Raw genomic sequence first — 22,574 nt, 5'->3', positions numbered from 1 at the left:
GAAGGGCAGCTATGATGGGCCACGTTTTTTTTGCTTACAATCCGGAGACATCCATGAGCAACGATCTTATCAAGCACGTCACCGACGCGACCTTTGAGGCCGAAGTACTCAAGGCTGCTGGCCCGGTGCTGGTTGACTACTGGGCTGAATGGTGTGGCCCTTGCAAAATGATCGCTCCGGTTCTGGACGACATTGCAACCGAGTACGACGGCAAATTGACCATTGCCAAGCTGAACATCGACGAAAACCAGGAAACCCCGGCCAAGCATGGCGTGCGTGGTATTCCGACCCTGATGCTGTTCAAGGACGGCGAAGTCGCAGCGACCAAAGTGGGCGCGCTGTCGAAGTCCCAACTGGCTGCATTCATCGACGTGAACCTCTAAGCGCCGTCAAAAAAGCCCCGCAAATTGCGGGGCTTTTTCGTGAAACAGGGCTAGACGCTCCGAAACTCAGGTGGTACATTCGGCCCCGCACTGGTTTCTCCACTGCCCCCTGCAAGCCGTCGCCGACGCATTCCTTTTCGATTAGTACGCGATCCTGTCGCCTTCTCTGCGGCGCGGCCTCATTAAGCCAAAAGCTTAATTTCCCCCCTCCATAAATGATTACGTCATTCCTATATGAATCTGACTGAACTCAAGCAAAAGCCGATTACCGAACTGCTCGAATTGGCCGAACAGATGGGCATAGAAAATATGGCCCGTTCGCGCAAGCAGGACGTGATTTTCTCCTTGCTCAAAAAGCACGCGAAAAGCGGCGAGGAAATCTCCGGTGATGGCGTGCTGGAGATTCTCCAGGACGGCTTCGGCTTCCTCCGCTCTGCAGACGCTTCCTATCTCGCCGGCCCAGACGATATCTACGTCTCGCCGAGCCAGATCCGCCGCTTCAACTTGCGCACCGGTGACACCATCGTTGGCAAGATCCGTCCTCCGAAGGAAGGCGAGCGTTATTTCGCCCTGCTCAAGGTCGACACGATCAACTTCGATCGTCCAGAGAACGCGAAAAACAAGATTCTCTTCGAGAACCTGACCCCGCTGTTCCCGACCGTGCGAATGAAGATGGAAGCCGGCAACGGTTCCACCGAAGACTTGACCGGTCGTGTGATCGACCTGTGCGCCCCGATCGGCAAGGGCCAGCGCGGCCTGATCGTCGCACCGCCGAAAGCCGGTAAGACCATCATGCTGCAGAACATTGCAGCGAACATCGCACGTAACAACCCTGAAGTTCACCTGATCGTGCTGCTGATCGATGAACGTCCGGAAGAAGTGACCGAAATGCAGCGCACCGTGCGCGGCGAAGTGGTTGCCTCGACGTTCGATGAGCCGCCAACCCGCCACGTGCAGGTTGCCGAAATGGTGATCGAGAAGGCCAAGCGCCTGGTCGAACACAAGAAAGACGTGGTGATCCTGCTCGACTCCATCACCCGTCTGGCCCGTGCCTACAACACCGTGATCCCGAGCTCCGGCAAGGTATTGACCGGTGGTGTCGATGCCCACGCCCTGGAGAAACCGAAACGTTTCTTCGGCGCCGCGCGGAATATCGAAGAAGGCGGCTCGCTGACCATCATCGCCACCGCGCTGGTTGAAACCGGCTCGAAGATGGATGAAGTGATCTACGAAGAGTTCAAGGGTACCGGCAACATGGAACTGCCCCTGGACCGTCGTATCGCTGAAAAGCGTGTGTTCCCGGCGATCAACATCAACCGCTCCGGCACCCGCCGTGAAGAGTTGCTGACAGCCGACGACGAACTGCAGCGCATGTGGATTCTGCGCAAGCTGCTGCACCCGATGGATGAAGTCGCGGCCATCGAGTTCCTGATCGACAAGCTGAAAACCACCAAGACCAACGACGAGTTCTTCCTGTCGATGAAGCGTAAGTAATACGACGTTTCAGGTCAAAAAAAATGGCGCCCTCAGGGGCGCCATTTTTTTTGCGTCGAAATTGAGTGGATTTTATGTCATAAGTATCCGTTAAGTAACAAAAAGTATGCGTGCGCCTGTTTTCGCCTCCATTCGTAACATATTGACCACAATTCTTATGACCACTCTTGCTTACCGAAGAGACATCGACGGCCTGCGTGCCGTTGCTGTCCTTGCTGTCGTGCTGTTCCACTTTGGCGTTCCTGGGATCACTGGCGGCTTCGTCGGTGTGGATGTGTTCTTCGTGATTTCCGGCTTCCTGATTACCTCGATCATCTGGCGCGAACGCCAGGCCGGGCGTTTCAGTTTCGTGGGCTTCTGGGCGCGCCGTGCCCGGCGTATCTTGCCGGCGTTGTTCGTGATGATGGCCGCGACACTGGCCGTGGGCTGGTTTTTGCTGGCGCCCAAGGACTATGAAGAGCTGGGGCGGTCGGCGCACTACCAGGTGATCTTCACCTCTAACCTGCTGTTTTCACGCCAGCACGGTTATTTCGATGCTGCCTCCGACATCAAGCCCTTGCTGCACACCTGGTCGCTGGCGGTGGAGGAGCAGTTCTACATCCTGTTCCCGCTGCTGCTGGCCCTGCTTTCAAGCCGTTTGAAACACTGGCGCCTGGCGTTGTTCGCGGTGCTGCTGGTGTCGTTTGGCATGAGTGTCTGGGCGGTTTCCCATCAGCCGCAGAAAGCCTTCTACCTGCTGCATATGCGTGCCTGGGAATTGCTGGCCGGCGCCATGCTGGCGGTCATGCCGAAGGTTGAGTGGCGCGCCTCGCCGCCCCTGGCGCAAGCGGTCAGCCTGGCTTCCCTGGCATTGATCCTGGCCGCCATATTCGGTTTCGACCGGCATACACCGTTCCCTGGCGCGGCCGCTTTGCTGCCGGTGCTGGGCGTGGTCGGGTTGATCTGGGCCAATGGGCAGCAAGCCACCTGGGTCGGGCGGCTGCTGAGTTCGCGGCTGATGGTGGGCCTGGGGCTTATTTCTTATTCCTGGTACCTGTGGCATTGGCCGGTGTTCGTGTACGCCAACTACGCAGCGGTTGATGGCTTGAGCGTGGCTGAATTGGCCGGGTTGATGCTGCTGAGCCTGGTGCTGGGTTATTTGTCCTGGCGCTTCGTGGAGGCGCCATTCCGGGAAAAACGTCTGCTGGCCGGACGCAAGGCGATCCTGGCTGGCGCCGCGGCCGGCATTTTGTGCCTCGGCCTAACTGGCCTGGCATTGCGGGAAGCCGATGGCGTGCCGTGGCGCCTGTCCGAACAGGCATTGCGTTATGCCCAGGCGAAGAAGTGGAGCCCGGAGCTGACGGCCTGCCTGGCGGACAAGAACACCCCGGATGAGCGGCTGTTCTGCCATTTCGGCCCACAAAGCCACTCGGTGTCCGCGCTGGTCTGGGGCGACAGCCACGCCACCGCATTGATTCCGGCGCTGAAGGATGCGGCCAAACGGCACGATATCAGTCTGGTCCAGGCCAGTTTCGCCGGTTGCGTACCGTTGGATGGGCTGGAGGATATTGCCCAGTGCGCGCATTTCAACCAGCGCGTCGAGCAGGCCCTGGCCGCACAGTCGTTCAGCGATGTGGTGCTGGCGGCGCGCTGGAGCCTGTACCTCTATGGGCAGATATCGGGCGACAAGGAACATGCGCTCAAAGACCCGGGCACCGGCAAGTACGTGCGTGCCGTGGCCGAGCAGCGTTTCGAACAGGGCCTGCGTGAACGCATCCAGGGGCTGCGTGCCGCCGGGCACCATGTGTGGCTGATCAAGGAAGCACCGCTGCAGGAAATCATCGTGCCGTACCGCCTCAGTCGCCTGGCCATGATGCACCGGCCGGTGGACGGCGAAGGGCTCCCCGTGGCGGAGCACGAGAAGCGCCAGGCCTTTATCACTCGACTGTTTGACGAACTGGCCGCCGCCGACAGTGGCGTCACCGTGCTGGACCCCGCGCCCCTGCTGTGCGGCGCCGACGGCCTGTGCCGGGTCGAGCTCGACGGCCGCGCGCTGTACACCGACGATAACCACCTCTCCGACGTCGGCGCGCGACACGTCCAGGCGTTCCTGGAACCGCTGTTCCGTTCGCTGCAATCACGGGGGCTGACGGCCAATTAAGCTGCCAGCCGTCCTCAGAGCAGGTAGGATGTACGCCTATTTTACGGGTGGCATGGTTAATGAAATTCAAGGATCTTCGGGATTTCGTGCAGCAACTTGAGCAGCGCGGAGAGTTGAAACGCATCCACGTGCCGGTTTCGCCGGTGCTGGAAATGACTGAGATTTGCGACCGTACCCTGCGCAACAAGGGCCCGGCGCTGCTGTTCGAGAACCCGACCGGTTTTGATATCCCGGTGCTCGGCAACCTGTTCGGCACCCCCGATCGCGTGGCCTTTGGCATGGGCGCCGAGTCGGTCAGCGAATTGCGCGAGATCGGCAAGTTGCTGGCGTTCCTCAAGGAGCCCGAGCCACCCAAGGGCTTGAAGGACGCCTGGTCGAAGCTGCCGATCTTCCGCAAGATCATTGCCATGGCGCCCAAGGTGGTCAAGGACGCGGTGTGCCAGGAAGTGGTCATCGAAGGCGATGACGTCGACCTGGGCATGCTGCCGGTGCAGACCTGCTGGCCCGGCGATGTCGGCCCGCTGATCACCTGGGGCCTGACCGTCACCAAGGGCCCGAACAAGGATCGCCAGAACCTCGGCATCTACCGTCAGCAAGTGATCGGCCGCAACAAGGTGATCATGCGTTGGCTGAGCCACCGCGGCGGCGCGCTGGACTTCCGTGAATGGTGCGAAAAACACCCCGGCAAGCCGTTCCCGGTCTCCGTGGCCCTGGGCGCCGACCCGGCCACCATCCTCGGCGCCGTGACCCCGGTGCCGGACAGCCTGTCCGAATACGCCTTCGCCGGCCTGCTGCGCGGCAACCGCACCGAGCTGGTGAAGTGCCGTGGCAACGACCTGCAAGTGCCGGCCACCGCGGAAATCATCCTCGAAGGCGTGATCCACCCCGGCGAAATGGCCGACGAAGGCCCCTACGGCGACCACACCGGCTACTACAACGAAGTCGACAGCTTCCCGGTGTTCACCGTCGAGCGCATCACTCATCGGATCAAGCCGATCTACCACAGTACCTACACCGGCCGTCCGCCGGATGAGCCGGCGATTCTCGGTGTGGCGCTGAACGAAGTGTTCGTGCCGATCCTGCAGAAGCAGTTCCCGGAAATCACCGACTTCTACCTGCCGCCGGAAGGCTGTTCGTACCGCATGGCCATCGTGACCATGAAGAAGTCGTACCCAGGCCATGCCAAGCGGGTCATGCTCGGCGTGTGGTCGTTTTTGCGACAGTTCATGTACACCAAGTTCGTTATCGTCACCGACGACGACATCAACGCCCGCGACTGGAACGACGTGATCTGGGCCATCACCACGCGCATGGACCCCAAGCGCGACACGGTGATGATCGACAACACGCCGATCGACTACCTCGATTTCGCCTCGCCGGTCTCGGGCCTGGGCTCGAAGATGGGCCTGGATGCCACGCACAAATGGCCGGGTGAGACCACCCGCGAGTGGGGCAGGGTGATCGTCAAGGACGAAGCCGTGACGGCGCGTGTCGATGCGATCTGGAAAGAGTTGGGAATAGATTGATGCGTGTGACCCTGCAACCTTCCGGCGCCGTATTGGAGCTGGTCCCCGGTGAGCGAATCCTCGAAGGTGCGCGCCGCCTGGGCTACGAATGCCCGCAAGCCTGTCGCAATGGCGTGTGCCACGTGTGCGCGGCGCTGTTGGTGGACGGCCGGGTGCGGCAGTCCGGTGAAATACGCGACCACGGGGAGTTCTACACCTGCATCGCCGAGCCGCTGGAGGATTGTGTGGTGTTGTGGGATGGCGTGCTGGCGCCGGGAGAGTTGCCGTTGCGCAAGTTGTCGTGCCAAGTGAGTGAATGCGTGCAAGTCGGTGGCGATGTATGGCGCGTGCGCTTGCTCGCCCCGGCCGGCAAGGCCGTGCGTTACCACGCCGGGCAATACCTGATGATTGAACGGGATAACGGCGAGAAGTCGGCGTTTTCCCTGGCTTCGGCGCCCCACGCCGGACGCGAACTGGAACTGCACGTGCTGGCCCGCGAGGACAGCGCGCGCAATCTGATCGAGCAATTGCAGCGCAACCGGATGGCCCGCATTGAGCTGCCGTTTGGCGATACCCACCTGGCCGAGCTGCCCGATGGGCCGTTGGTGCTGATCGCCGCGGGCACCGGCATGGCGCAGATGCACAGCCTGATCGAGCACTGCCGCGCCACCGGCTTCAAACACCCGGTGCATCTGTATTGGGGCGTGCGGCGTCCGGAAGATTTCTACGAGATCGAGCATTGGGATCAATGGCAGCAGCTGCCCAACCTGTTCTTGCACAAAGTGGTCAGTGACCTGTGCGGCTGGGAAGGACGCTGTGGGCTGTTGCATGAAGCGGTGTGCGAAGACATCCACGACCTCAAAGGCGTGCATGTCTACGCCAGCGGTTCACCGGCGATGATCTACGGCACATTGGATGCGCTGGTGGCTGCGGGCATGGATGCACACCAGATGCGCGCCGACGTATTCGCCTACGCCCCGCGGCCCTGAAACCTGCGCCGGCTCTGGTGGAGGAGCTGGCGTTGCTGTCAGAAACGCACGCCGGTCGTGATCATCGCCGCATTGAACCCCAGCAGCACCAACTCCGCCGCCACCGGCCCGTAATGGGTGCCCACGGACGGTATGATCACCGGCGCCACGCCGAAACGGTTCAACGGGATTTTGTCGCGGTACTTGCCGCGATAGCCCTGGATCGCCCCGCCGGTCAGTTTCAGATACACCGGATAGTCGGTCATGTCATAGCGTTTGCCCGCGTAGACGTAGTACGAGCGTTGGCTGAACGAGTTACGGAACGTCGCCGCCCCATACACCAAACCTGACGCTTCATTGCGCTCCAGGCCAAGCAAATCCTGGTTGTTGTTGTGGTCCGGGTCGGGGGAGAAGTGCCGGGTGTAGACGCTGGTCTGTGCATACCAGAAGCCCTTGTCATCGTCGACGGGCGGGGTTTCGACAGCGAGAGCGGTGGTGGCCTGGGCCAGGAGCAGCAGGCCCGGCAATCGTAATTTTTTCATAGGTGCGACCTCGAGTAACCGGTGTGAAGGGTGACCGACTGAGTCGTGCCAGCTGCGCTATTTTGACGGTCAAGCGCTTTGCCGGGCTGAACCGGAGCTGAAAATACTGGGATTGCTTCTGGAGAATGCGGTGGTCGTTCAGCCTATTGTACTTTTTTGCCGTATGGTCACAGCAGCGCGTTTTATTACGGTAGAGTTGCTAACAATTGGTAACACATAGGAGGCGAGCCACTTTTCGCCATGACCGCCATCGAATCCGATCTTTTGCAATTGGCTTACCCTCCGCGGCTCGATCTGGGACCGCAACTCACGCACGAACAGTTGATGAACTCGATGCAGGCCACCATGGCCCGGCATAAGGGCGGGCCGGTCTGGCTATTCGCTTACGGTTCGCTGATCTGGCGGCCGGAATGTTCATCGACCGAGCGGGTTCGGGCGCGGGTCCATGGCTATCACCGTGGTTTGTACCTGTGGTCCCACGAGCATCGGGGTACGCCGGAGTTGCCCGGGTTGGTGTTCGGCCTGGATCGTGGCGGCTCGTGCAGCGGGTTTGCCTACCGTCTGCCGGAAGATCAGTTAGAAGCCTCGCTGTACGCCTTGTGGCAGCGCGAAATGCCTTACCCCTCCTATCGGCCGCACTGGCTCAGCTGCCGTCTGGAAGATGGCAGTCGGGTGCAGGCATTGGGGTTTGTATTGGAGCGGCACCTGCCGAGCTACGCTGGCAATCTGCCCGACATCGTGCTCAGCCATGTGCTGCAAAGCGCTTGCGGGCGTTACGGCACGACGCGCGATTATGTCGAGCAGACCGTCAACGCCCTGCGCAGCCACGCCATGCCAGACAAAAACCTGGAGGCGCGGCTCAAGCGTTGTGCCAAGGATTGCTCAGGCGATTAACGCGCCAAACGCAGGAAATATGAGCAAATGCATGTTCTCTACGAACATGTCGCGAATAGACAGGTGATGGTCGAGGACACCGCCCCTCCCACATTCAAGCGCATTTCACCTCGGCAGGCGGGTTTGCACGACCACCTTACCCACCGCCTTGCGCTGCCCCAGGTCATTGATCGCCTGGGCTGCCTGTTCCAGCGGATACACCTGCGACACCAGCGGTTTCAACTTGCCCTCGGCATACCAACCAAACAGCTGCTGGAAGTTTGCCGCATTGTCCTGCGGCTGGCGCTGGGCGAACGCGCCCCAGAACACTCCGACCACGGCCGCGCCCTTGAGCAGCGCCAGGTTCACCGGCAGCTCCGGAATGCGCCCGCTGGCAAAACCCACCACCAACAGGCGGCCGTTCCAGGCGATGGCGCGGATGGCCTGGTCAAACAAGTCGCCGCCCACCGGGTCGTAGATCACGTCGGCGCCGTTCCCGTCGGTCAGACGCTTGACCTCATCTTTCAGGCTGGCTTCGCTGTAGTTGATCAGCTCATCGGCGCCGGCGGCCTTGGCCACCGCCAGTTTGTCGGCGCTGCTGGCGGCGGCGATGACCCGGGCGCCCATGGCCTTGCCGATTTCCACGGCAGCCAGGCCCACGCCGCCGGAGGCGCCGAGGACCAGCAAGGTTTCGCCGGGTTGCAGGTTGGCCCGTTGCTTCAGCGCATGCATCGAGGTGCCGTAGGTCATGCTGAACGCGGCGGCGGTGTTGAAGCCCATGCTGGGCGGGATCGGCAGCACGTTATAGCCGGGCACCGCGACCTGCTCGGCAAAACTGCCCCAGCCGGTCAGGGCCATCACGCGGTCTCCAACCTTCAGGTGGCTGACCTTTTCCCCCACTTCACTGACCACGCCCGCCGCTTCGCCACCCGGCGAGAACGGGAACGGCGGCTTGAACTGGTACTTGCCCTCGATGATCAGCGTGTCCGGGAAGTTGACCCCGGCGGCATGCACGTCCAACAGGATTTCGTTCTTCTTGATCGCCGGGCTGGCGATGTCTTCCAGCACCAGGGTTTCGGCGGGGCCGAAGGCTTTGCACAGCACAGCTTTCATCGGACTATTCCTTTTGGTGTCGTGGCCGATAAGTGTAGGAGGGTATGCCCGTGGGTCAACGAGCATGCCCGGGCCTGATAAGTCGCCATAAGCTTGTGCTCTGCCTTGCTAGCGTTATGCTACTGGGCTACCGAATGTGAGGAATGAACTGTGAAAGCGTGGATTCTGTTGATGCTGGCCCTGACCTTGCCAATGGCAGCCCAGGCGCAAGAGGCGAAAGAAGGCGAGGCGCCGAAGGTCAGCTATATCAGCCTGGCCCCGCCGTTCGTGGGCAACTATGGCTTGGACGGTACGTCCAAGCTCAAGGTGTACAAGGCCGATATCGCTCTGCGTGTGACCGGCACCGACGCGGCCGCCGCCATCAAAGCCAACGATGCGTTGATTCGTAATCAACTGGTGGCGCTGTTCACCCAGCAAACCAACGAGACCATGAGCACGGTTGAGGGTAAGGAAAAACTGCGCCAGGAAGCCCTGAAGCAGACCCAGCAAGTGATGAACGACGAAACCGGCAAGCCGGTGGTGGAAGACCTGTTGTTCAACAACCTGATCATCCAATAGTCACGGCGCGACGATCGCAAGCAAGCCCGCTCCCACAAGGGAATGCGTTCCACCTGTGAGAGCAGGCTTGCCTGCGATAGCGGCCGGGCAGGCACCTCAAGACGCCAGGCTCTTGCGGAACCGCGCCAGCGCCACCAAAAAGAACAGCAAGCCAATTCCCGCCAGCGCCAGCATGTCCGGCCACACCACGCTCATGCCCGCATCGCGGAACAGGATCGCCGCGCTCAGGCTCACAAAGTGCGTCGACGGCGAGGCCTGCATCACCCACTGCAACCATTCGGGCATGCTGTCCAGCGGCGTGCTGCCGCCGGAGAGCAACAGCATCGGGATGATCACTGGGATTGCCAGCAAGCCGAACTGCGGCGTCGAGCGGGCGAGGGTGGCGAGGAAGATCCCCAGGGCGGTGCTGGCAAACAGGTACAGCGCGGTCACGAACAGAAACAGGCTCAGCGACCCGGCCAGCGGCACGCCGAGCATGCCCTTGACCACCACTTCCAGTGACACCCAGGTACACAGCACCACCACCAGCAGGTTGCTCCAGATTTTCGCCAGCATGATTTCCAGCGCCGTCAGCGGCAGCACCAGCAAATGGTCGAGGGTGCCATGTTCGCGCTCGCGCAGCAGCGCGGTGCCGGTGAGCACGATGGCGAGGATGGTGATGTTGTTGACGATCTGGATGACTGCGAGGAACCAGCCGCCCTCCAGGTTGGTATTGAACAGCGCCCGCGTTGTCAGCAACGCCGGCGCTTTGCTGGCGGAGTCGGCCTGGCCGCTGTAGGTCAGCAGCTCGCGTTGGAAAATCCGTGAGATGTAGCCGGCGCCCATGAACGCCTGGCTCATCGCCGTGGCATCGACGTTCACCTGCACATCCGGCTCGCGACCGGCTAACAGATCGGCCTGGAAATTCGCCGGTACGTTGATCACGAACGTGTACTGGCCGCTGTCCATGACCTTATCCAACTGGTCATACGCCAACGGCACGGGTGACTGGAACTCGGGCGGCTGCAACGCCTCGGCCATCTGCCGCGAGATCGCGCTGTGGTCCTCGTCGACAAACGCCACGCTGGCGTTGTGTACGCCAATCACCGAGCCGGCCGCGGGCATGTAGATCGCGACCGTGAAGGCGTAGAACAGAAACAGCAGCAGCACGCTGTCGTGGCGCAGGCTGGTCAGTTCCTTGATCCCCAGGCGCAGGATGTGCGCGAACTTATGCATCAAGCCTCCTGCTTCTTCAGCATGATCAGGCTAAGCCCGGTAAACCCGAGGAAAAACCCGAACAGCGCCAGGCACTGCGGCCACAGTTGCCGCAGGTCGAGGGCCTTGGTGAACGTGCCCACCGCAATATCGAGAAAGTGCCCCGCCGGAAACAGCGTGCCCATCACCGCCGCCGCGCCTTCCAGGGACGAACGCGGCACGATCAGCCCGGAGAACTGAATGGTCGGCAGGCTGGTGATGATCATGGTGCCGAGGATCGCGGCGATCTGGGTGCGGGTGAACGCGGAAATCAGCAGGCCCATGCTGGTGGTGGCGAGCACGTACAGCAGGCCGCCGAACGCCAGGGTCAGGCCGCTGCCCTTGAACGGCACGCCGAACAGCCAGCGGTTCATCGCGACCAGCACCGCCAGGTTGATCAGGCTCACGGCCAGGTACGGGGTCTGTTTGCCCAGCAGGAATTCCAGGCGGGTCAGGGGCGTGGCGTAGAAGTTGGTGATCGAACCCAGCTCCTTTTCGCGCACGATGCCCAGGGCGGTGAGCATCGCCGGGATGAAGGCGAGGATCAGTGCCATCACGCCTGGGCCGATGGCGTTCACACTGACCACATCCTGGTTGTAGCGAAAGCGGGTTTCGAGCTTGGCCGCGCCTTGGCTGTTCTGCGGCTGGCTGCTCAGCTCGGCCAGTTGCTGCAGGTTGGCCTGGTGGACCGCTTCTACATAGTTCCGGCTGGTTTCCGCGCGAAACGGCATGCCGCCGTCGAGCCAGGCCGCCACGCTGGGTTGGCGGCCGGCGTAGAGGTCACGACCAAAACCGGGCGGGATTTCCAGGGCCAGTTTGATTTCCGAACGTTGCAGGCGCCGGTGCAGCTCGTTGGCATCCTGGATCGGCGTTTGTTCGGCGAAATAGCGTGAGCCGCGAAACGCCTCCAGGTAGGCGCGGCTTTGCGGGGTCTGGTCCTGGTCGTAGACGGCGAAGGCGAGGTTTTCCACGTCCAGGGAAATGCCGTAGCCGAAGATCACCATCATGAACATCGCCCCGAGCAGGGCGAAGGCCATACGCACCTTGTCGCGCAGCAGTTCCTTGCCTTCACGGCTGGCCACGGCCAGCAGGCGCGACAGGCTGAAGCCGCGCTTGCTCACCGGCGGCGTGCTGGTTTCGCTGACGGTGGCGGTGGGCGCGGTAGGTTCGGCCTCGCCCTGGGCTTGCTCCAGGCACGTGACGAACGCGGCTTCGAGGGTGTCGCCGTGGAATTGCTGCTGCAGCGCGTCGGGCGTGTCGCAGGCGAGCACCTTGCCGGCGTGCATCAGGGAGATGCGGTCGCAACGCTGGGCTTCGTTCATGAAGTGGGTGGACAGAAAGATCGTCACCCCTTGTTCGCGCGACAGTTCGATCAGCAGCCGCCAGAAGTCATCCCGCGCCGCCGGGTCGACGCCCGAGGTCGGCTCATCGAGGATCAGCACTTCAGGACGATGCAGCACCGCCACGGCCAACGACAAGCGCTGACGCAAGCCGAGGGGCAGTTCGCCCGACGGCTGCTCGGCCACCTCGCTGAGGTCGAAACGCTGGATCAGCTCGTCGATCCGCTTGCCGCTGTCGACCTTGGGCAAATCGAACAACTGCGCGTGCAGCACCAGGTTCTGAAGCACGCTGAGTTCGCCATACAGCGAAAAGCTCTGCGACATGAAACCCACACGCTTGCGGGTGGCGAGGTCCTTGGCGTTCACCGGGTTGCCCAGCAACGTGGCACTGCCCTCGGTGGCCGGCATCAGGCCGGTGAGGACTTTCATGGTGGTGGTCTTGCCGCAGCCGTTGGAGCCGAGAAAACCGAAGATCTCGCCCCGGCCGATGGCGAAGCTGACTTTATCGACGGCGGTGAAGTCGCCAAAGCGCAGGGTCAGGTCGTGGGCTTCGATGGCGATATCGGTGTTGTCGCCTGCGCGCGGCGGGATGACCAGCGGCTGATTGTCGTGGGCGCTGTCGCCCTGGAAGTGGGTGAAGGCTTCGTCCAGTTTGCCGCTGGGGGTCACTGCCGCCAGCTCACTGCTCAAACCGTCGGCGATCAGTTTGCCGCGGTCGAGCATCAGGCAATGTTCAAACTGCTCGGCCTCCTCCATGTAGGCCGTGGCCACCAGCAGCGTCAGTTGCGGACGCTCGCTGCGCACGGTTTCGACCAGTTCCCAGAAGCGCCGACGGGACAGCGGGTCGACCCCGGTGGTGGGCTCGTCGAGGATCAACAGGTCCGGGTCGTGGATCAGCGCGCAGCACAGGCCGAGTTTCTGCTTCATCCCGCCGGAGAGTTTGCCGGCCGGCCGTTCGGCGAAGCGCTCGAGGTCGGTGGCCAGCAGCAGGTTGTGCATGCGCTGGTCGCAATCGGCTTTGGACAGGCCGAACAGCGTCGCAAAGAAGCGGATGTTTTCGCGGATGGACAGTTCGGGGTACAGGTTGCCGCCCAGGCCTTGAGGCATGAAGGCGATGCGCGGGTACAGGCTGTTGCGGTGGCGGCGGTTGGCGATGGAGCCGCCGAGCACCTCCAGTTGGCCGTCCTGGAGTTTTTTAACCCCGGCGATCAAGCCCAGCAGGCTCGACTTGCCGGCGCCATCCGGGCCGATCAGCCCGCAGCGCGTGCCGGCGGGCAGGCTGAAGGCGATATCGACCAGCGCCTGTTGTTTGCCGTAGCGGTGCTGGATGCCGGTGGCGTGCAGCGCCAGATCGGTCATTGCAGGTTGGCCGGCCATGGGATGTCAGCCGTGCGAATGTAGCCGGCGCCGGGCATGCCCGGTTTGGCCTGCGGCACGGCGCTGGGTTGGGTCAGGCGCAATTTGACGCGGAATACCAGTTTCTGGCGTTCATCGCGGGTCTCCACCTCTTTGGGGGTGAACTGCGATTTGGCCGCGACGAAGCTGATTTTGGCCGGCAGCGATTGGCCGGGGAGCGCGTCGAGGAGGATGCGCGCATCGCTGCCGACGGTCAGGGCGCCGGTCACCGAGGCGGGCAGGTAGAGGTTCATGTACTGATCCTCGGGGTCGATCAGCAGCAATACGCGCCCGCCGGCGCCGAGCACTTCGCCCGGCTCGGCCAGGCGCAGTTGGATAATGCCGTCGATGGGCGCGCGCAGGCTGCTGTCGTCGATTTCGCTGGTGAGCTGCGCCACCTGGGCCTGGGCGGCGCCGATGGCGGCCTTGGCCGAATTGACCTGGGCCTGGGCGGCGACCACGGCCGCATTCCCGGTGTTCTGGCGCGACTGTTGTTGGTCGATCAGTTGGCCACTGGCGAAGCCGCGTTTGTACAGCTCCTGGGTCCGCTGGAGTTCCTGGTGGGCAAGCAGTTGTTCGCTCTGACGCAATTGCACATTGGCCTCGGCGGCGGCGAGGTTTTCTCTGGCCCGCAGCACTTCGGCTTCGGCCTGGGCGCGCTGGGCTTCCAGGGTGCGGGTGTCCATGCGCGCGAGCAGTTGGCCCTTGAGTACCTTGTCGCCTTCATCCACCCGCACTTCTTCCAGACGCCCGGGGATCTTGGCGGCGATCTGCACTTCGGTGGATTCCAGGCGGCCATTACCCATGCTCAAGCCTTCGGGCAGGCGGTCCTGGGTGGATTTCCAGTAACCGAAACCGCCAGCGGCGAGCAGCAACACAATCAGGAGGGTGGCAAACAGCTGGGAGGTGCGGTGGTTCGTGGACATAGATGCTTCCTGCGGTGTTAGCGTCCTAGTCTGACGGGTTCGGCCCGAGGGCGCTTGATGCGGGTCAAATGAAGCGCAAGCCTAACCCGGTTGCGCTGCAGATGCATGCGTCGGGCGCGTGACTGCAAGGTTCTGCGGTTCAGCCCAGCGCGAGGACCGCCGACCATTGCTCGGCGGTCACCGGCATCACTGACAGACGGCTGCCTTTTTGCACCAGGGGCAGTTCGGCCAGGGCGATTTGCTGCTTCAGATAGCCCAGGCCGAGCACCTTGGGAAACGTCTGGACGTGGGCCACGTCGATCGCGCTCCACGGGTTTTTGTCCGGGCTGGCCTTGGCGTCGAAATAGTGGCTGGAAGGTTCCAGCGCGGTGGGGTCGGGATACGCCGCCACGACGATTTTGCCGATGCCGGCAATGCCAGGCTCGGGGCAGCTGGAGTGGTAGAAGAAAAACTCATCGCCCACCGCCATCGCACGCAGAAAGTTGCGCGCCTGATAGTTGCGAACCCCGTCCCATCGCGCTTCGCCGAGGTGTTCCAGGCCGGTGATGGAGAGTTCGTCGGGCTCGGATTTCATCAGCCAGTAGGCCATTGGGGGGCTCCTGAAAAAGGCGTTGGACAGGTTGTGGGGCAATTGCATGACAAACCGACGGTCGGTTGGCGTCAAGGTTTGCGTGTTGGTTCACGTTAACGCAGAATGCCGGGATTTTAAGCTTGACGCAGCTGCAACGGACTACTTTGGAACGTTGTTGTCATCGTGTACGAGGTGCCTGAAGGGGGGCAATCGATGCAACGCAAACCGGATTTACTATGGATACTGGTTATTTTGTTTGGTCTGGGCGTCGTGACCACCGGGTATGCGCAAAGCTTATGGTCGAACAAGACCGATGCGCCCGTTGAACTGACCCAGCAGCCGCTACAACCGTTCAAGCGTTAACCCTTCTTCAGGGCGTCGCGGGTTCCAGCGACGCCTGTGCGATATACCACTGCTTATCGGTGACGGTGCCCGCCAACGGCACATCCCAACTCGCCTGCACCAGCTGTTCGACTTTCTGGCATTCATGGGCCAGGCCCAGCAGCGTCGGCTTGCGCCAGTGCTGGCGGCGCGCCAGGTAAGCCAGGCTGCGGTCATAAAAACCGCCACCCATGCCCAGCCGTCCCCCCGCGTCATCGAACCCCACCAACGGCAATAGCACCAGGTCCAGCGCCAAGACCTTGCGCTGGCGGCGGACATTCACCCGTGGTTCAAGAATGCGAAAGCGATTGGGCTGCAACGTCTCCCCGGGGCGAACGCGCTGGAACACCATCTTGGTCCGTGGCCAGGCGCTGAGCACCGGCAGGTAAGTGGCCTTGCCCCGCCGCTGAGCCGCACGCAGCAGCAAGCGCGGATCGATTTCACCGTCCGTCGGCAGATACAGGGAAATATGCTTGGCCCGGCGAAACAGCGGGTGCTGTGCCAGTTGCCGATACACGCCTTGGGCGGCTTTTCGCTGCTCGCTTGGCGTGAGTGCGCGGCGGGCGTTGCGCAACATGCGTCGAAGTTGCGGACGGGAAAGCGGCGCAGGTTCGGTCATGGTTTTTCGGCTCATAAAACAATGCCAGTCCTGGGACTGGCATTGAGTTTGGGATTCAGGCTCCCCGACAGAACCGCTGTCGACTAAGCCCTTGAACCCGAAAGTTCAAGGTGGAAGAAGCAGTAGGCTTTAAGGCTTTCCGTCTAGCGGACATGCACACCAGCCAAACGTGCAACTTCCAGGGTAGTGCGAATCGGCTCCGGGACATCGCCGACTGGCAAGCACGCCAGGGAGTGGGGCGAGTATACCTTAAACAGATGCGGCAATCAGCCCTTGGATGTGTCGGAATCGTTGGACAGTGCCAGGTCCACACGCTCCAGCAGGTCACGTACCTGCTCGCGCGTCGAGCCGCTGGCCTGCACGTCCGGGCGCTCCTGCTTATGCAGCAGATCGTGGGTGATATTCAACGCGGCCATCACGGCGATGCGGTCGGCGCCGATCACTTTGCCGCTGCTGCGGATTTCACGCATCTTGCCGTCCAGGTAGCGGGCGGCGCTCACCAGGTTGCTGCGCTCTTCCTGGGGGCAGATGATCGAATATTCTTTGTCGAGAATCTGCACGGTGACGCTATTGCTTGAACTCATGAGTCTTGCTCCAGGGCCTTCAGGCGCGAAATCATCGACTCGACCTTACGCCGGGCGATTTCGTTTTTTTCAATGAGGTGAGCGCGTTCCTCGCGCCAGGTCTTTTCCTGAGCTAATAGGAGTCCGTTTTGCCTCTTTAGTTGCTCGACCCGATCAATTAGCAATTCGAGTCTGGCCATCAGCGCTTGCAGGTCGGTGTCTTCCATTGGGTTCCACTGGATTTGTCTGATGAATGGCAACTGCAGGATAAACGATCTGACGCCCTTGATAGTCTGGTGCGTCTGCCGGTGCTAGGATACAGCGCTTCATTCTAGACATTGCGCCGTCTGGCGCCTAGCTCACCATGCCCATTCAGAACTCCCCGTACGATGCTTTTACCAAACTGCTGAGCTCCAGCGGTCATCCTTGCTCGCCCGCCGAACTGCACGGCGTGTTGCTGGGCCGCAGTTGCACCGGTGTTGGCTTTGACGCCGACAACTGGCTGGCCGATGTGGCCGAACTGCTGGAAACCGAGCCCTCCGAGAACGTGCGTAACGCGCTGATCGGCCTGCAGGAAATGGTCAAGGGCGAGCTGACCGGTGATGACGTCACCGTGGTCCTGCTGCTGCCGACCGACGATGCACCGCTCACCGAACGTGCTGCCGCGCTGGGCCAATGGTGCCAGGGCTTCCTCCATGGCTTTGGCGTGAATGCCGGCGGCCTGGAGCTGAGCACCGACGCCAAGGAAGTGCTGCAGGACCTGGCGGCCATCTCCCAGGTGCAAGATGCCCTGGAAGAGTCCGAAGACGGCGAAGGCGACTACATGGAAGTCATGGAATACCTGCGCGTCGCGCCGCTGCTGCTGTTCACCGAGACCAAGAAGTCCGCTGAACCGGCCACCCCCAAGCCGTCGCTGCACTGAGAAAGGAAGCCCGTCTGCCCATGATCCATATCCCGAAAGCGGAATACACCCGTCGCCGCAAGGCGCTCATGGCGCAGATGGAACCCAACAGTATCGCGATCCTGCCGGCCGCCGCGGTGGCCATCCGCAATCGCGATGTCGAACATGTCTACCGCCAGGACAGCGATTTCCAGTACCTGAGCGGCTTCCCCGAGCCCGAAGCGGTGATCGTGCTGATGCCCGGTCGCCCGCACGGCGAGTACGTGCTGTTCTGTCGCGAACGCAATGCCGAGCGCGAACTGTGGGACGGCTTGCGTGCCGGTACCGAAGGCGCGATCCGTGATTTCGGCGCCGACGATGCCTTCCCCATCACCGATATCCACGACATCCTGCCCGGCCTGATCGAAGGCCGCGACCGGGTGTATTCGGCGATGGGCAGCAATGCCGAGTTCGACCGGCACCTGATGGAGTGGATCAACATCATCCGCTCCAAAGCGCACCTGGGCGCCCAGCCGCCGAACGAATTCGTTGCCCTGGATCATCTGCTCCACGATATGCGCCTGTATAAATCGGCGGCGGAAGTGAAGGTGATGCGCGAAGCTGCGCGGATTTCCTGCGCCGCCCACGTGCGGGCCATGCAGGCCAGCCGCGCCGGCTTGCGCGAGTTCAGCCTCGAAGCCGAGCTGGATTACGAGTTCCGCAAAGGCGGCGCGAAGATGCCGGCCTATGGCTCCATCGTCGCCGCCGGGCGCAACAGTTGCATCCTGCATTACCAGCAGAATGACGCGCTGCTCAAGGACGGCGACCTGGTGCTGATCGACGCCGGTTGCGAGATCGACTGTTACGCCAGCGACATCACCCGCACCTGGCCGGTCAACGGCAAGTTTTCGCCCGAGCAACAGGCGATCTATGAAGTCGTGCTGGCCGCCCAGGAAGCCGCCTTCGCCGAGATTGCACCGAACAAGCATTGGAACCAGGCCCATGAGGCCACCGTGCAGGTCATCACTGCCGGGCTGGTGAGGCTGGGGTTGCTGCAAGGGGACGTTGACGAACTGATCGCCGGCGAAGCCTACAAACCGTTCTACATGCACCGCGCCGGCCATTGGCTGGGGATGGATGTGCATGATGTCGGCGAGTACAAAGTGGGCGGTGAATGGCGTGTGCTGGAGGTCGGCATGACGTTGACCGTGGAGCCGGGGATCTATATTTCGCCGGACAACCAGAGCGTGGCAAAGAAATGGCGTGGCATCGGCGTACGCATCGAGGACGACGTGGTAGTGACCAAGCAAGGCTGTGACATTCTGACCGGCGGCGTGCCCAAGACCGTCGCCGACATCGAAGCGTTGATGGCGGCCGCCCGATGAGCCGGGTCAACCTGGCCATTATCGGCGGCGGCCTGGTGGGCGCGAGCCTGGCGTTGGCGCTGCAGGACGGGGCCAAGGCGCGGGGCTGGAAGATCCTGCTGATCGAACCCTTCGCACCGGGCGACAGCTACCAGCCGAGCTACGACGCACGCTCTTCGGCGCTGTCCTATGGCGCGCGGCAGATCTATCAGCGTCTGGGTCTGTGGCAGGCCATCTCCCGCCGCGCCGAGCCGATCAAGCAGATCCATGTGTCGGACCGCGGGCGCTTCTCCACCGCGCGCTTATCCGCCATGGAAGAGGGCGTGCCGGCCCTCGGCTACGTGGTTGAGAACGCCTGGCTCGGCCAATGCCTGTGGCAAGGCCTGGATAAGGACGTGGTCAGCTGGCGTTGCCCGGCCGAAGTCACGCGCATGGAGCCGCTGCCCGATGGCTATCGCCTGACCCTCAACGACGAAACCGTGCTGGAGTGCGACCTGGCGGTGCTGGCCGACGGCGGTCGCTCCGGCCTACGCGAGCAACTGGGGATCGGCGTGAAATCCCGCCCGTACAACCAGAGCGCGCTGATCGCCAATATCACCCCGAGCGAAGCCCACAACGGCGAAGCCTTCGAGCGCTTCACCGATGAAGGCCCGATGGCCCTGCTGCCGCTGCCGGACAACCGCTGCGCGCTGGTCTGGACCCGTGCCGGCATGGACGCTCAGCGCCTGGCCAACCTGGATGAGCGCAGTTTCCTCAGTGAATTGCAGGGCGTGTTCGGCTACCGCCTGGGCACCCTGAAGCAGGTCGGTGCGCGGCATCTGTACCCGCTGACCCTGGTGGAAGCCGAAGAACAAGTGCGCTCGCACCTGGCGATCCTCGGCAATGCCGCCCACAGCCTGCACCCGATTGCCGGGCAGGGCTTCAACCTGTCCCTGCGCGATGCGAATGCCTTGGCCGAGGCCTTGCTGGCCGGGCCGGCGGTGCCGGGTGACCTGGCGACCTTGCAGGCATATCGCGAGCGGCAACGCATGGATCAAACGCTGACCGTGGGTTTCTCCGATCAGGTCACGCGCCTGTTCGGCAGCGCCCAGCCGCTGGTCGCGCTGGGGCGCAACATGGGCCTGCTGGGCCTCGACCTGCTGCCGCCGGCGAAACGCTGGTTCGCCCGTCAAGCCATGGGCCTGGGCACGCGTCCCGATGCGTAGCCGCGACTACATCGTTCGGGACGGGATGAGATTAACCCTTTACGTGCGGCGCAAGCCGCCAGCGAGACAGGCTTAAAGCATGGATATGCGCGCAGATGTGCTGATTGTCGGGGCCGGAATGGTCGGGAGCGCCCTGGCGCTGGCGTTGCAGGGCAGTGGCCTGCAGGTGCTGCTGCTCGACGGCAGCCCGCTGAGCGTCAAGCCGTTCGAGCCTGACGCGGCTTTCGAGCCGCGGGTGAGCGCCTTGTCGGCCGCCAGCCAGCGCATCCTTGAGCGCCTTGGCGTGTGGGATGGCATCGTCGCACGGCGCGCCAGCCCGTATGGCGAGATGCAGGTGTGGGACGGCAGCGGCACCGGGCAGATCCATTTTTCGGCGGCCAGCGTGCATGCCGAAGTGCTTGGGCATATCGTCGAAAACCGCGTGGTCCAGGATGCCTTGCTCGATCGCCTGCACGACTGCGACCTGGGCCTGCTGGCCAACGCGCGCCTGGAACAGATGCGCCGCTCCGGCGATGACTGGTTGCTGACCCTGGCCGACGGCCGCACGCTGCGTGCGCCGCTGGTGGTCGCCGCCGATGGCGCCAACTCTGCGGTGCGCCGTCTGACCGGCACCGCGACCCGCGAATGGGATTACTTGCACAACGCTATCGTCACCAGCGTGCGCAGCAGCCAACCGCACCGGCGCACCGCCTGGCAACGCTTTACCGACACCGGCCCGCTGGCGTTTTTGCCGCTGGTGCGGGATGGGCAGGAGGACTGGTGTTCGATCGTCTGGTCGACCACGCCGGCTGAGTCCGCGCGCCTGATGGCGTTGGATGAGGAAAACTTCTGCCGTGAGCTGGAGCGTGCCTTCGAAGGGCGCCTGGGCACGGTGCTCAGCGCCGACCCGCGTGTGTGTGTGCCCCTGCGCCAGCGCCACGCCAAACGTTATGTGGCCGAAGGCCTGGCGTTGATCGGCGATGCGGCCCACGTGATCCATCCGTTGGCGGGGCAGGGGGTGAACCTCGGTTTTCTCGATGCGGCCGTGCTGGCCGAGGTGCTGTTATCGGCGAGCGAGCGCGGCGAACGCCTGGCGGATGTGAAAGTGCTGAGCCGTTACGAGCGTCGACGCATGCCGCACAACCTGGCGCTGATGGCAGCGATGGAAGGTTTCGAGCGCTTGTTCCAGGCCGACCAGCTGCCGTTGCGTTGGCTGCGCAATGCCGGCTTGAAGGTGGTCGACCAGATGCCGGAAGCCAAGGCGATCTTCGTGCGCCAGGCCCTTGGCTTGAGCGGGGATCTGCCGGAACTGGCCAGGCCCTGACACACCCTGCAGCCCGGGCCTGCCCGCGATGAGGCGATACGTCGCACTGCCGAACGCGGCTTTGCAACATCTCGTAACGCCTCACTCGAGTGAGTGATTGAGATGCTAAATGTGAGTCCTTATCATTTGTACTCTTTTGTTCACGAGAGACCGCACCCATGTCGGCACCCAAGCGCCTCCTGACTGCCCTGGCACTCACCCTCATCGGCAGCACCACCGTGCAGGCGGCCGACGAAGTCGTGGTCTACTCCTCGCGCATCGACGAACTGATCAAGCCGGTGTTCGATGCCTACACCCAGAAAACCGGGGTGCAGGTGAAGTTCATCACCGACAAGGAAGCCCCGCTGATGCAGCGCATCAAGGCCGAGGGCGAGAACGCCACCGCCGACCTGCTGCTCACCGTCGACGCCGGCAACCTCTGGCAGGCCGAGCAGATGGGCATCCTGCAACCGTTCACCTCCAAGCTGATCGACGCCAATATTCCGCTGCAATACCGCTCGTCCACCCACGCCTGGACCGGTTTGAGCCTGCGTGCGCGGACCCTCGCCTATTCCACCGACCGGGTGAAGCCAGGCGAGCTGACCACCTACGAAGCCCTGGCCGACAAACAATGGGAAGGCCGCCTGTGCCTGCGCACGGCGAAAAAGGTCTACAACCAGTCGCTGACCGCCACCCTGATCGAAACCCATGGCGCGGCCAAGACCGAAGAAATCGTCAAGGGCTGGGTGAATAACCTGTCCACCGATGTGTTCTCCGACGACATCGCCGTGCTCGAAGCGATCAACGCCGGGCAGTGCGACGTGGGCATCGTCAACACTTACTACTACGGCCGCCTGCACAAGCAGAAGCCGAACCTGGCGGTGAAGCTGTTCTGGCCGAACCAGGGCGACCGTGGCGTGCATGTGAACCTGTCCGGCATCGGCCTGACCAAATACGCGCCGCACCCGGAAGCAGCCAAGGCGCTGGTGGAGTGGATGACCACGCCTGAGGCGCAGAAGATCTTTGCCGACGTGAATCAGGAATTCCCGGCCAACCCGGTGGTGGCGCCGTCGGCTGAAGTGGCCAGTTGGGGCAAGTTTGTGGCGGACACCTTGCCGGTGGAAGTGGCGGGCAAGCGCCAGGCCGAGGCGATTCGCCTGATGGATCGGGCCGGCTGGAACTGAATGTGTCTGTGGGAGGGAGTAATCCCCCTCCCACACTGTTTTGTGTCTGTCTGTA

The 22,574-nt window shown here is 62.6% G+C and carries 22 protein-coding genes and 1 other RNA gene; 13 read left to right on the top strand and 10 right to left on the bottom strand.

Features of this window, described 5'->3' with window-relative positions:
- The first annotated feature begins 53 nt into the window (after nt 1-53).
- From trxA to JN756_RS30785, 5 genes are all read left to right on the top strand, one after another.
- Entirely contained in the window at nt 54-383 is a 330-nt protein-coding gene (trxA, locus tag JN756_RS30805) for a thioredoxin TrxA (RefSeq protein WP_046381690.1), read from the top strand.
- A gap of 234 nt (nt 384-617) precedes the next feature.
- On the top strand, nt 618-1,877 hold the full coding sequence (rho, locus tag JN756_RS30800) for a transcription termination factor Rho (protein WP_017845130.1): 1,260 nt from the start codon (nt 618-620) through the stop codon (nt 1,875-1,877).
- A gap of 157 nt (nt 1,878-2,034) precedes the next feature.
- On the top strand, nt 2,035-4,017 hold the full coding sequence (locus JN756_RS30795) for an acyltransferase family protein (protein ID WP_201021634.1): 1,983 nt from the start codon (nt 2,035-2,037) through the stop codon (nt 4,015-4,017).
- A gap of 59 nt (nt 4,018-4,076) precedes the next feature.
- The gene (gene ubiD / locus JN756_RS30790) at nt 4,077-5,543 is read left to right on the top strand and encodes a 4-hydroxy-3-polyprenylbenzoate decarboxylase (RefSeq protein ID WP_046381692.1); all 1,467 of its coding nucleotides are present in this window, start codon (nt 4,077-4,079) and stop codon (nt 5,541-5,543) included.
- Nucleotides 5,543-6,511 carry a CDP-6-deoxy-delta-3,4-glucoseen reductase gene (locus JN756_RS30785; RefSeq protein ID WP_057003993.1) on the top strand — a complete coding sequence of 323 codons (969 nt, stop codon included), beginning with the start codon at nt 5,543-5,545 and terminating at the stop codon, nt 6,509-6,511. The genes ubiD and JN756_RS30785 overlap by 1 nt, the downstream gene beginning before the upstream one ends.
- Nucleotides 6,512-6,549: 38 nt before the next feature.
- Here JN756_RS30785 and JN756_RS30780 read toward each other — a convergent pair whose 3' ends face one another.
- Nucleotides 6,550-7,032, bottom strand: a complete 483-nt coding sequence (locus tag JN756_RS30780; RefSeq protein WP_017845122.1) for a hypothetical protein — start codon at nt 7,030-7,032, stop codon at nt 6,550-6,552.
- Nucleotides 7,033-7,272: 240 nt separating this feature from the next.
- Between JN756_RS30780 and JN756_RS30775 the strand changes: the two genes are divergently transcribed.
- Nucleotides 7,273-7,926: a gamma-glutamylcyclotransferase gene (locus JN756_RS30775; RefSeq protein ID WP_017845121.1), complete on the top strand. Its 654-nt coding sequence runs from the start codon at nt 7,273-7,275 to the stop codon at nt 7,924-7,926.
- Between the two features lie 105 nt (nt 7,927-8,031).
- On the opposite strand, the gene JN756_RS30770 is transcribed toward JN756_RS30775, so the two are convergent.
- Nucleotides 8,032-9,018: an NADPH:quinone oxidoreductase family protein gene (locus tag JN756_RS30770; RefSeq protein ID WP_017845120.1), complete on the bottom strand. Its 987-nt coding sequence runs from the start codon at nt 9,016-9,018 to the stop codon at nt 8,032-8,034.
- Nucleotides 9,019-9,168: 150 nt separating this feature from the next.
- Here JN756_RS30770 and JN756_RS30765 point away from each other — a divergent pair, with 150 nt between their 5' ends.
- The gene (locus tag JN756_RS30765; protein WP_017845119.1) at nt 9,169-9,576 is read left to right on the top strand and encodes a flagellar basal body-associated protein FliL; all 408 of its coding nucleotides are present in this window, start codon (nt 9,169-9,171) and stop codon (nt 9,574-9,576) included.
- A 96-nt stretch (nt 9,577-9,672) separates the two neighbouring features.
- Here JN756_RS30765 and JN756_RS30760 read toward each other — a convergent pair whose 3' ends face one another.
- The 4 genes from JN756_RS30760 to JN756_RS30745 form a co-directional block, all read right to left on the bottom strand.
- Nucleotides 9,673-10,791 carry an ABC transporter permease gene (locus tag JN756_RS30760; RefSeq protein WP_057003992.1) on the bottom strand — a complete coding sequence of 373 codons (1,119 nt, stop codon included), beginning with the start codon at nt 10,789-10,791 and terminating at the stop codon, nt 9,673-9,675.
- The gene (rbbA, locus tag JN756_RS30755) at nt 10,791-13,508 is read right to left on the bottom strand and encodes a ribosome-associated ATPase/putative transporter RbbA (protein ID WP_108524982.1); all 2,718 of its coding nucleotides are present in this window, start codon (nt 13,506-13,508) and stop codon (nt 10,791-10,793) included. The genes JN756_RS30760 and rbbA overlap by 1 nt, the downstream gene beginning before the upstream one ends.
- Entirely contained in the window at nt 13,505-14,470 is a 966-nt protein-coding gene (locus JN756_RS30750) for an HlyD family secretion protein (RefSeq protein WP_057003991.1), read from the bottom strand. The genes rbbA and JN756_RS30750 overlap by 4 nt, the downstream gene beginning before the upstream one ends.
- Before the next feature lie 139 nt (nt 14,471-14,609).
- On the bottom strand, nt 14,610-15,059 hold the full coding sequence (locus tag JN756_RS30745; protein ID WP_057003990.1) for an EVE domain-containing protein: 450 nt from the start codon (nt 15,057-15,059) through the stop codon (nt 14,610-14,612).
- A 195-nt stretch (nt 15,060-15,254) separates the two neighbouring features.
- Between JN756_RS30745 and JN756_RS30740 the strand changes: the two genes are divergently transcribed.
- Nucleotides 15,255-15,404 (top strand): hypothetical protein, encoded by a 150-nt coding sequence (locus tag JN756_RS30740; RefSeq protein ID WP_090234720.1) that lies wholly within the window; start codon nt 15,255-15,257, stop codon nt 15,402-15,404.
- Between the two features lie 7 nt (nt 15,405-15,411).
- Here the strand turns inward: JN756_RS30740 and JN756_RS30735 are convergent, their stop codons facing one another.
- The 4 genes from JN756_RS30735 to JN756_RS30720 all read right to left on the bottom strand — a co-directional run bounded on the left by JN756_RS30735 (nt 15,412) and on the right by JN756_RS30720 (nt 16,831).
- Nucleotides 15,412-16,041, bottom strand: coding sequence for a 5-formyltetrahydrofolate cyclo-ligase (locus JN756_RS30735; RefSeq protein ID WP_201022331.1), 630 nt, complete (start codon nt 16,039-16,041; stop codon nt 15,412-15,414).
- Between the two features lie 57 nt (nt 16,042-16,098).
- A non-coding RNA gene (gene ssrS / locus JN756_RS30730) (6S RNA) lies at nt 16,099-16,277 on the bottom strand.
- Nucleotides 16,278-16,307: 30 nt separating this feature from the next.
- Nucleotides 16,308-16,625 (bottom strand): cell division protein ZapA, encoded by a 318-nt coding sequence (locus JN756_RS30725; RefSeq protein WP_017845112.1) that lies wholly within the window; start codon nt 16,623-16,625, stop codon nt 16,308-16,310.
- Complete coding sequence (locus JN756_RS30720) at nt 16,622-16,831, bottom strand: TIGR02449 family protein (RefSeq protein ID WP_017845111.1); 210 nt, start codon at nt 16,829-16,831, stop codon at nt 16,622-16,624. Before JN756_RS30720 ends, JN756_RS30725 begins: the two co-directional genes overlap by 4 nt.
- Nucleotides 16,832-16,968: 137 nt before the next feature.
- Between JN756_RS30720 and JN756_RS30715 the strand changes: the two genes are divergently transcribed.
- The 5 genes from JN756_RS30715 to JN756_RS30695 all read left to right on the top strand — a co-directional run bounded on the left by JN756_RS30715 (nt 16,969) and on the right by JN756_RS30695 (nt 22,519).
- Entirely contained in the window at nt 16,969-17,526 is a 558-nt protein-coding gene (locus JN756_RS30715; protein WP_017845110.1) for a YecA/YgfB family protein, read from the top strand.
- A 20-nt stretch (nt 17,527-17,546) separates the two neighbouring features.
- On the top strand, nt 17,547-18,869 hold the full coding sequence (gene pepP, locus JN756_RS30710) for a Xaa-Pro aminopeptidase (protein WP_046381697.1): 1,323 nt from the start codon (nt 17,547-17,549) through the stop codon (nt 18,867-18,869).
- On the top strand, nt 18,866-20,053 hold the full coding sequence (ubiH, locus tag JN756_RS30705) for a 2-octaprenyl-6-methoxyphenyl hydroxylase (RefSeq protein ID WP_046381698.1): 1,188 nt from the start codon (nt 18,866-18,868) through the stop codon (nt 20,051-20,053). The genes pepP and ubiH overlap by 4 nt, the downstream gene beginning before the upstream one ends.
- A gap of 85 nt (nt 20,054-20,138) precedes the next feature.
- Nucleotides 20,139-21,356: a 2-octaprenyl-3-methyl-6-methoxy-1,4-benzoquinol hydroxylase gene (locus tag JN756_RS30700; protein WP_164887041.1), complete on the top strand. Its 1,218-nt coding sequence runs from the start codon at nt 20,139-20,141 to the stop codon at nt 21,354-21,356.
- A 158-nt stretch (nt 21,357-21,514) separates the two neighbouring features.
- Nucleotides 21,515-22,519 carry an extracellular solute-binding protein gene (locus JN756_RS30695; protein WP_079444903.1) on the top strand — a complete coding sequence of 335 codons (1,005 nt, stop codon included), beginning with the start codon at nt 21,515-21,517 and terminating at the stop codon, nt 22,517-22,519.
- The last annotated feature ends 55 nt before the right edge of the window (nt 22,520-22,574 follow it).

Source organism: Pseudomonas sp. Y39-6, from assembly GCF_023651955.1.
Taxonomy (GTDB): domain Bacteria; phylum Pseudomonadota; class Gammaproteobacteria; order Pseudomonadales; family Pseudomonadaceae; genus Aquipseudomonas; species Aquipseudomonas veronii.
Note: the sequence above shows the minus strand (reverse complement) of the source record. Positions and strands in the feature narration are given on the sequence as shown.

Bases quoted from the DNA above. Each gene is read 5' to 3' on its own strand.
- JN756_RS30715 (WP_017845110.1), top strand. From the start codon at position 16,969: ATGCCCATTCAGAACTCCCCGTACGATGCTTTTACCAAACTGCTGAGC.
- JN756_RS30795 (WP_201021634.1), top strand. From the start codon at position 2,035: ATGACCACTCTTGCTTACCGAAGAGACATCGACGGCCTGCGTGCCGTT.
- JN756_RS30725 (WP_017845112.1), bottom strand. From the start codon at position 16,625: ATGAGTTCAAGCAATAGCGTCACCGTGCAGATTCTCGACAAAGAATAT.
- JN756_RS30750 (WP_057003991.1), bottom strand. From the start codon at position 14,470: ATGTCCACGAACCACCGCACCTCCCAGCTGTTTGCCACCCTCCTGATT.
- JN756_RS30785 (WP_057003993.1), top strand. From the start codon at position 5,543: ATGCGTGTGACCCTGCAACCTTCCGGCGCCGTATTGGAGCTGGTCCCC.
- JN756_RS30745 (WP_057003990.1), bottom strand. From the start codon at position 15,059: ATGGCCTACTGGCTGATGAAATCCGAGCCCGACGAACTCTCCATCACC.
- JN756_RS30720 (WP_017845111.1), bottom strand. From the start codon at position 16,831: ATGGAAGACACCGACCTGCAAGCGCTGATGGCCAGACTCGAATTGCTA.
- pepP (WP_046381697.1), top strand. From the start codon at position 17,547: ATGATCCATATCCCGAAAGCGGAATACACCCGTCGCCGCAAGGCGCTC.
- ubiH (WP_046381698.1), top strand. From the start codon at position 18,866: ATGAGCCGGGTCAACCTGGCCATTATCGGCGGCGGCCTGGTGGGCGCG.
- JN756_RS30760 (WP_057003992.1), bottom strand. From the start codon at position 10,791: ATGCATAAGTTCGCGCACATCCTGCGCCTGGGGATCAAGGAACTGACC.
- JN756_RS30695 (WP_079444903.1), top strand. From the start codon at position 21,515: ATGTCGGCACCCAAGCGCCTCCTGACTGCCCTGGCACTCACCCTCATC.
- JN756_RS30740 (WP_090234720.1), top strand. From the start codon at position 15,255: ATGCAACGCAAACCGGATTTACTATGGATACTGGTTATTTTGTTTGGT.
- trxA (WP_046381690.1), top strand. From the start codon at position 54: ATGAGCAACGATCTTATCAAGCACGTCACCGACGCGACCTTTGAGGCC.
- JN756_RS30735 (WP_201022331.1), bottom strand. From the start codon at position 16,041: ATGACCGAACCTGCGCCGCTTTCCCGTCCGCAACTTCGACGCATGTTG.
- rbbA (WP_108524982.1), bottom strand. From the start codon at position 13,508: ATGACCGATCTGGCGCTGCACGCCACCGGCATCCAGCACCGCTACGGC.
- ubiD (WP_046381692.1), top strand. From the start codon at position 4,077: ATGAAATTCAAGGATCTTCGGGATTTCGTGCAGCAACTTGAGCAGCGC.
- JN756_RS30775 (WP_017845121.1), top strand. From the start codon at position 7,273: ATGACCGCCATCGAATCCGATCTTTTGCAATTGGCTTACCCTCCGCGG.
- rho (WP_017845130.1), top strand. From the start codon at position 618: ATGAATCTGACTGAACTCAAGCAAAAGCCGATTACCGAACTGCTCGAA.
- JN756_RS30700 (WP_164887041.1), top strand. From the start codon at position 20,139: ATGCGCGCAGATGTGCTGATTGTCGGGGCCGGAATGGTCGGGAGCGCC.
- JN756_RS30770 (WP_017845120.1), bottom strand. From the start codon at position 9,018: ATGAAAGCTGTGCTGTGCAAAGCCTTCGGCCCCGCCGAAACCCTGGTG.
- JN756_RS30780 (WP_017845122.1), bottom strand. From the start codon at position 7,032: ATGAAAAAATTACGATTGCCGGGCCTGCTGCTCCTGGCCCAGGCCACC.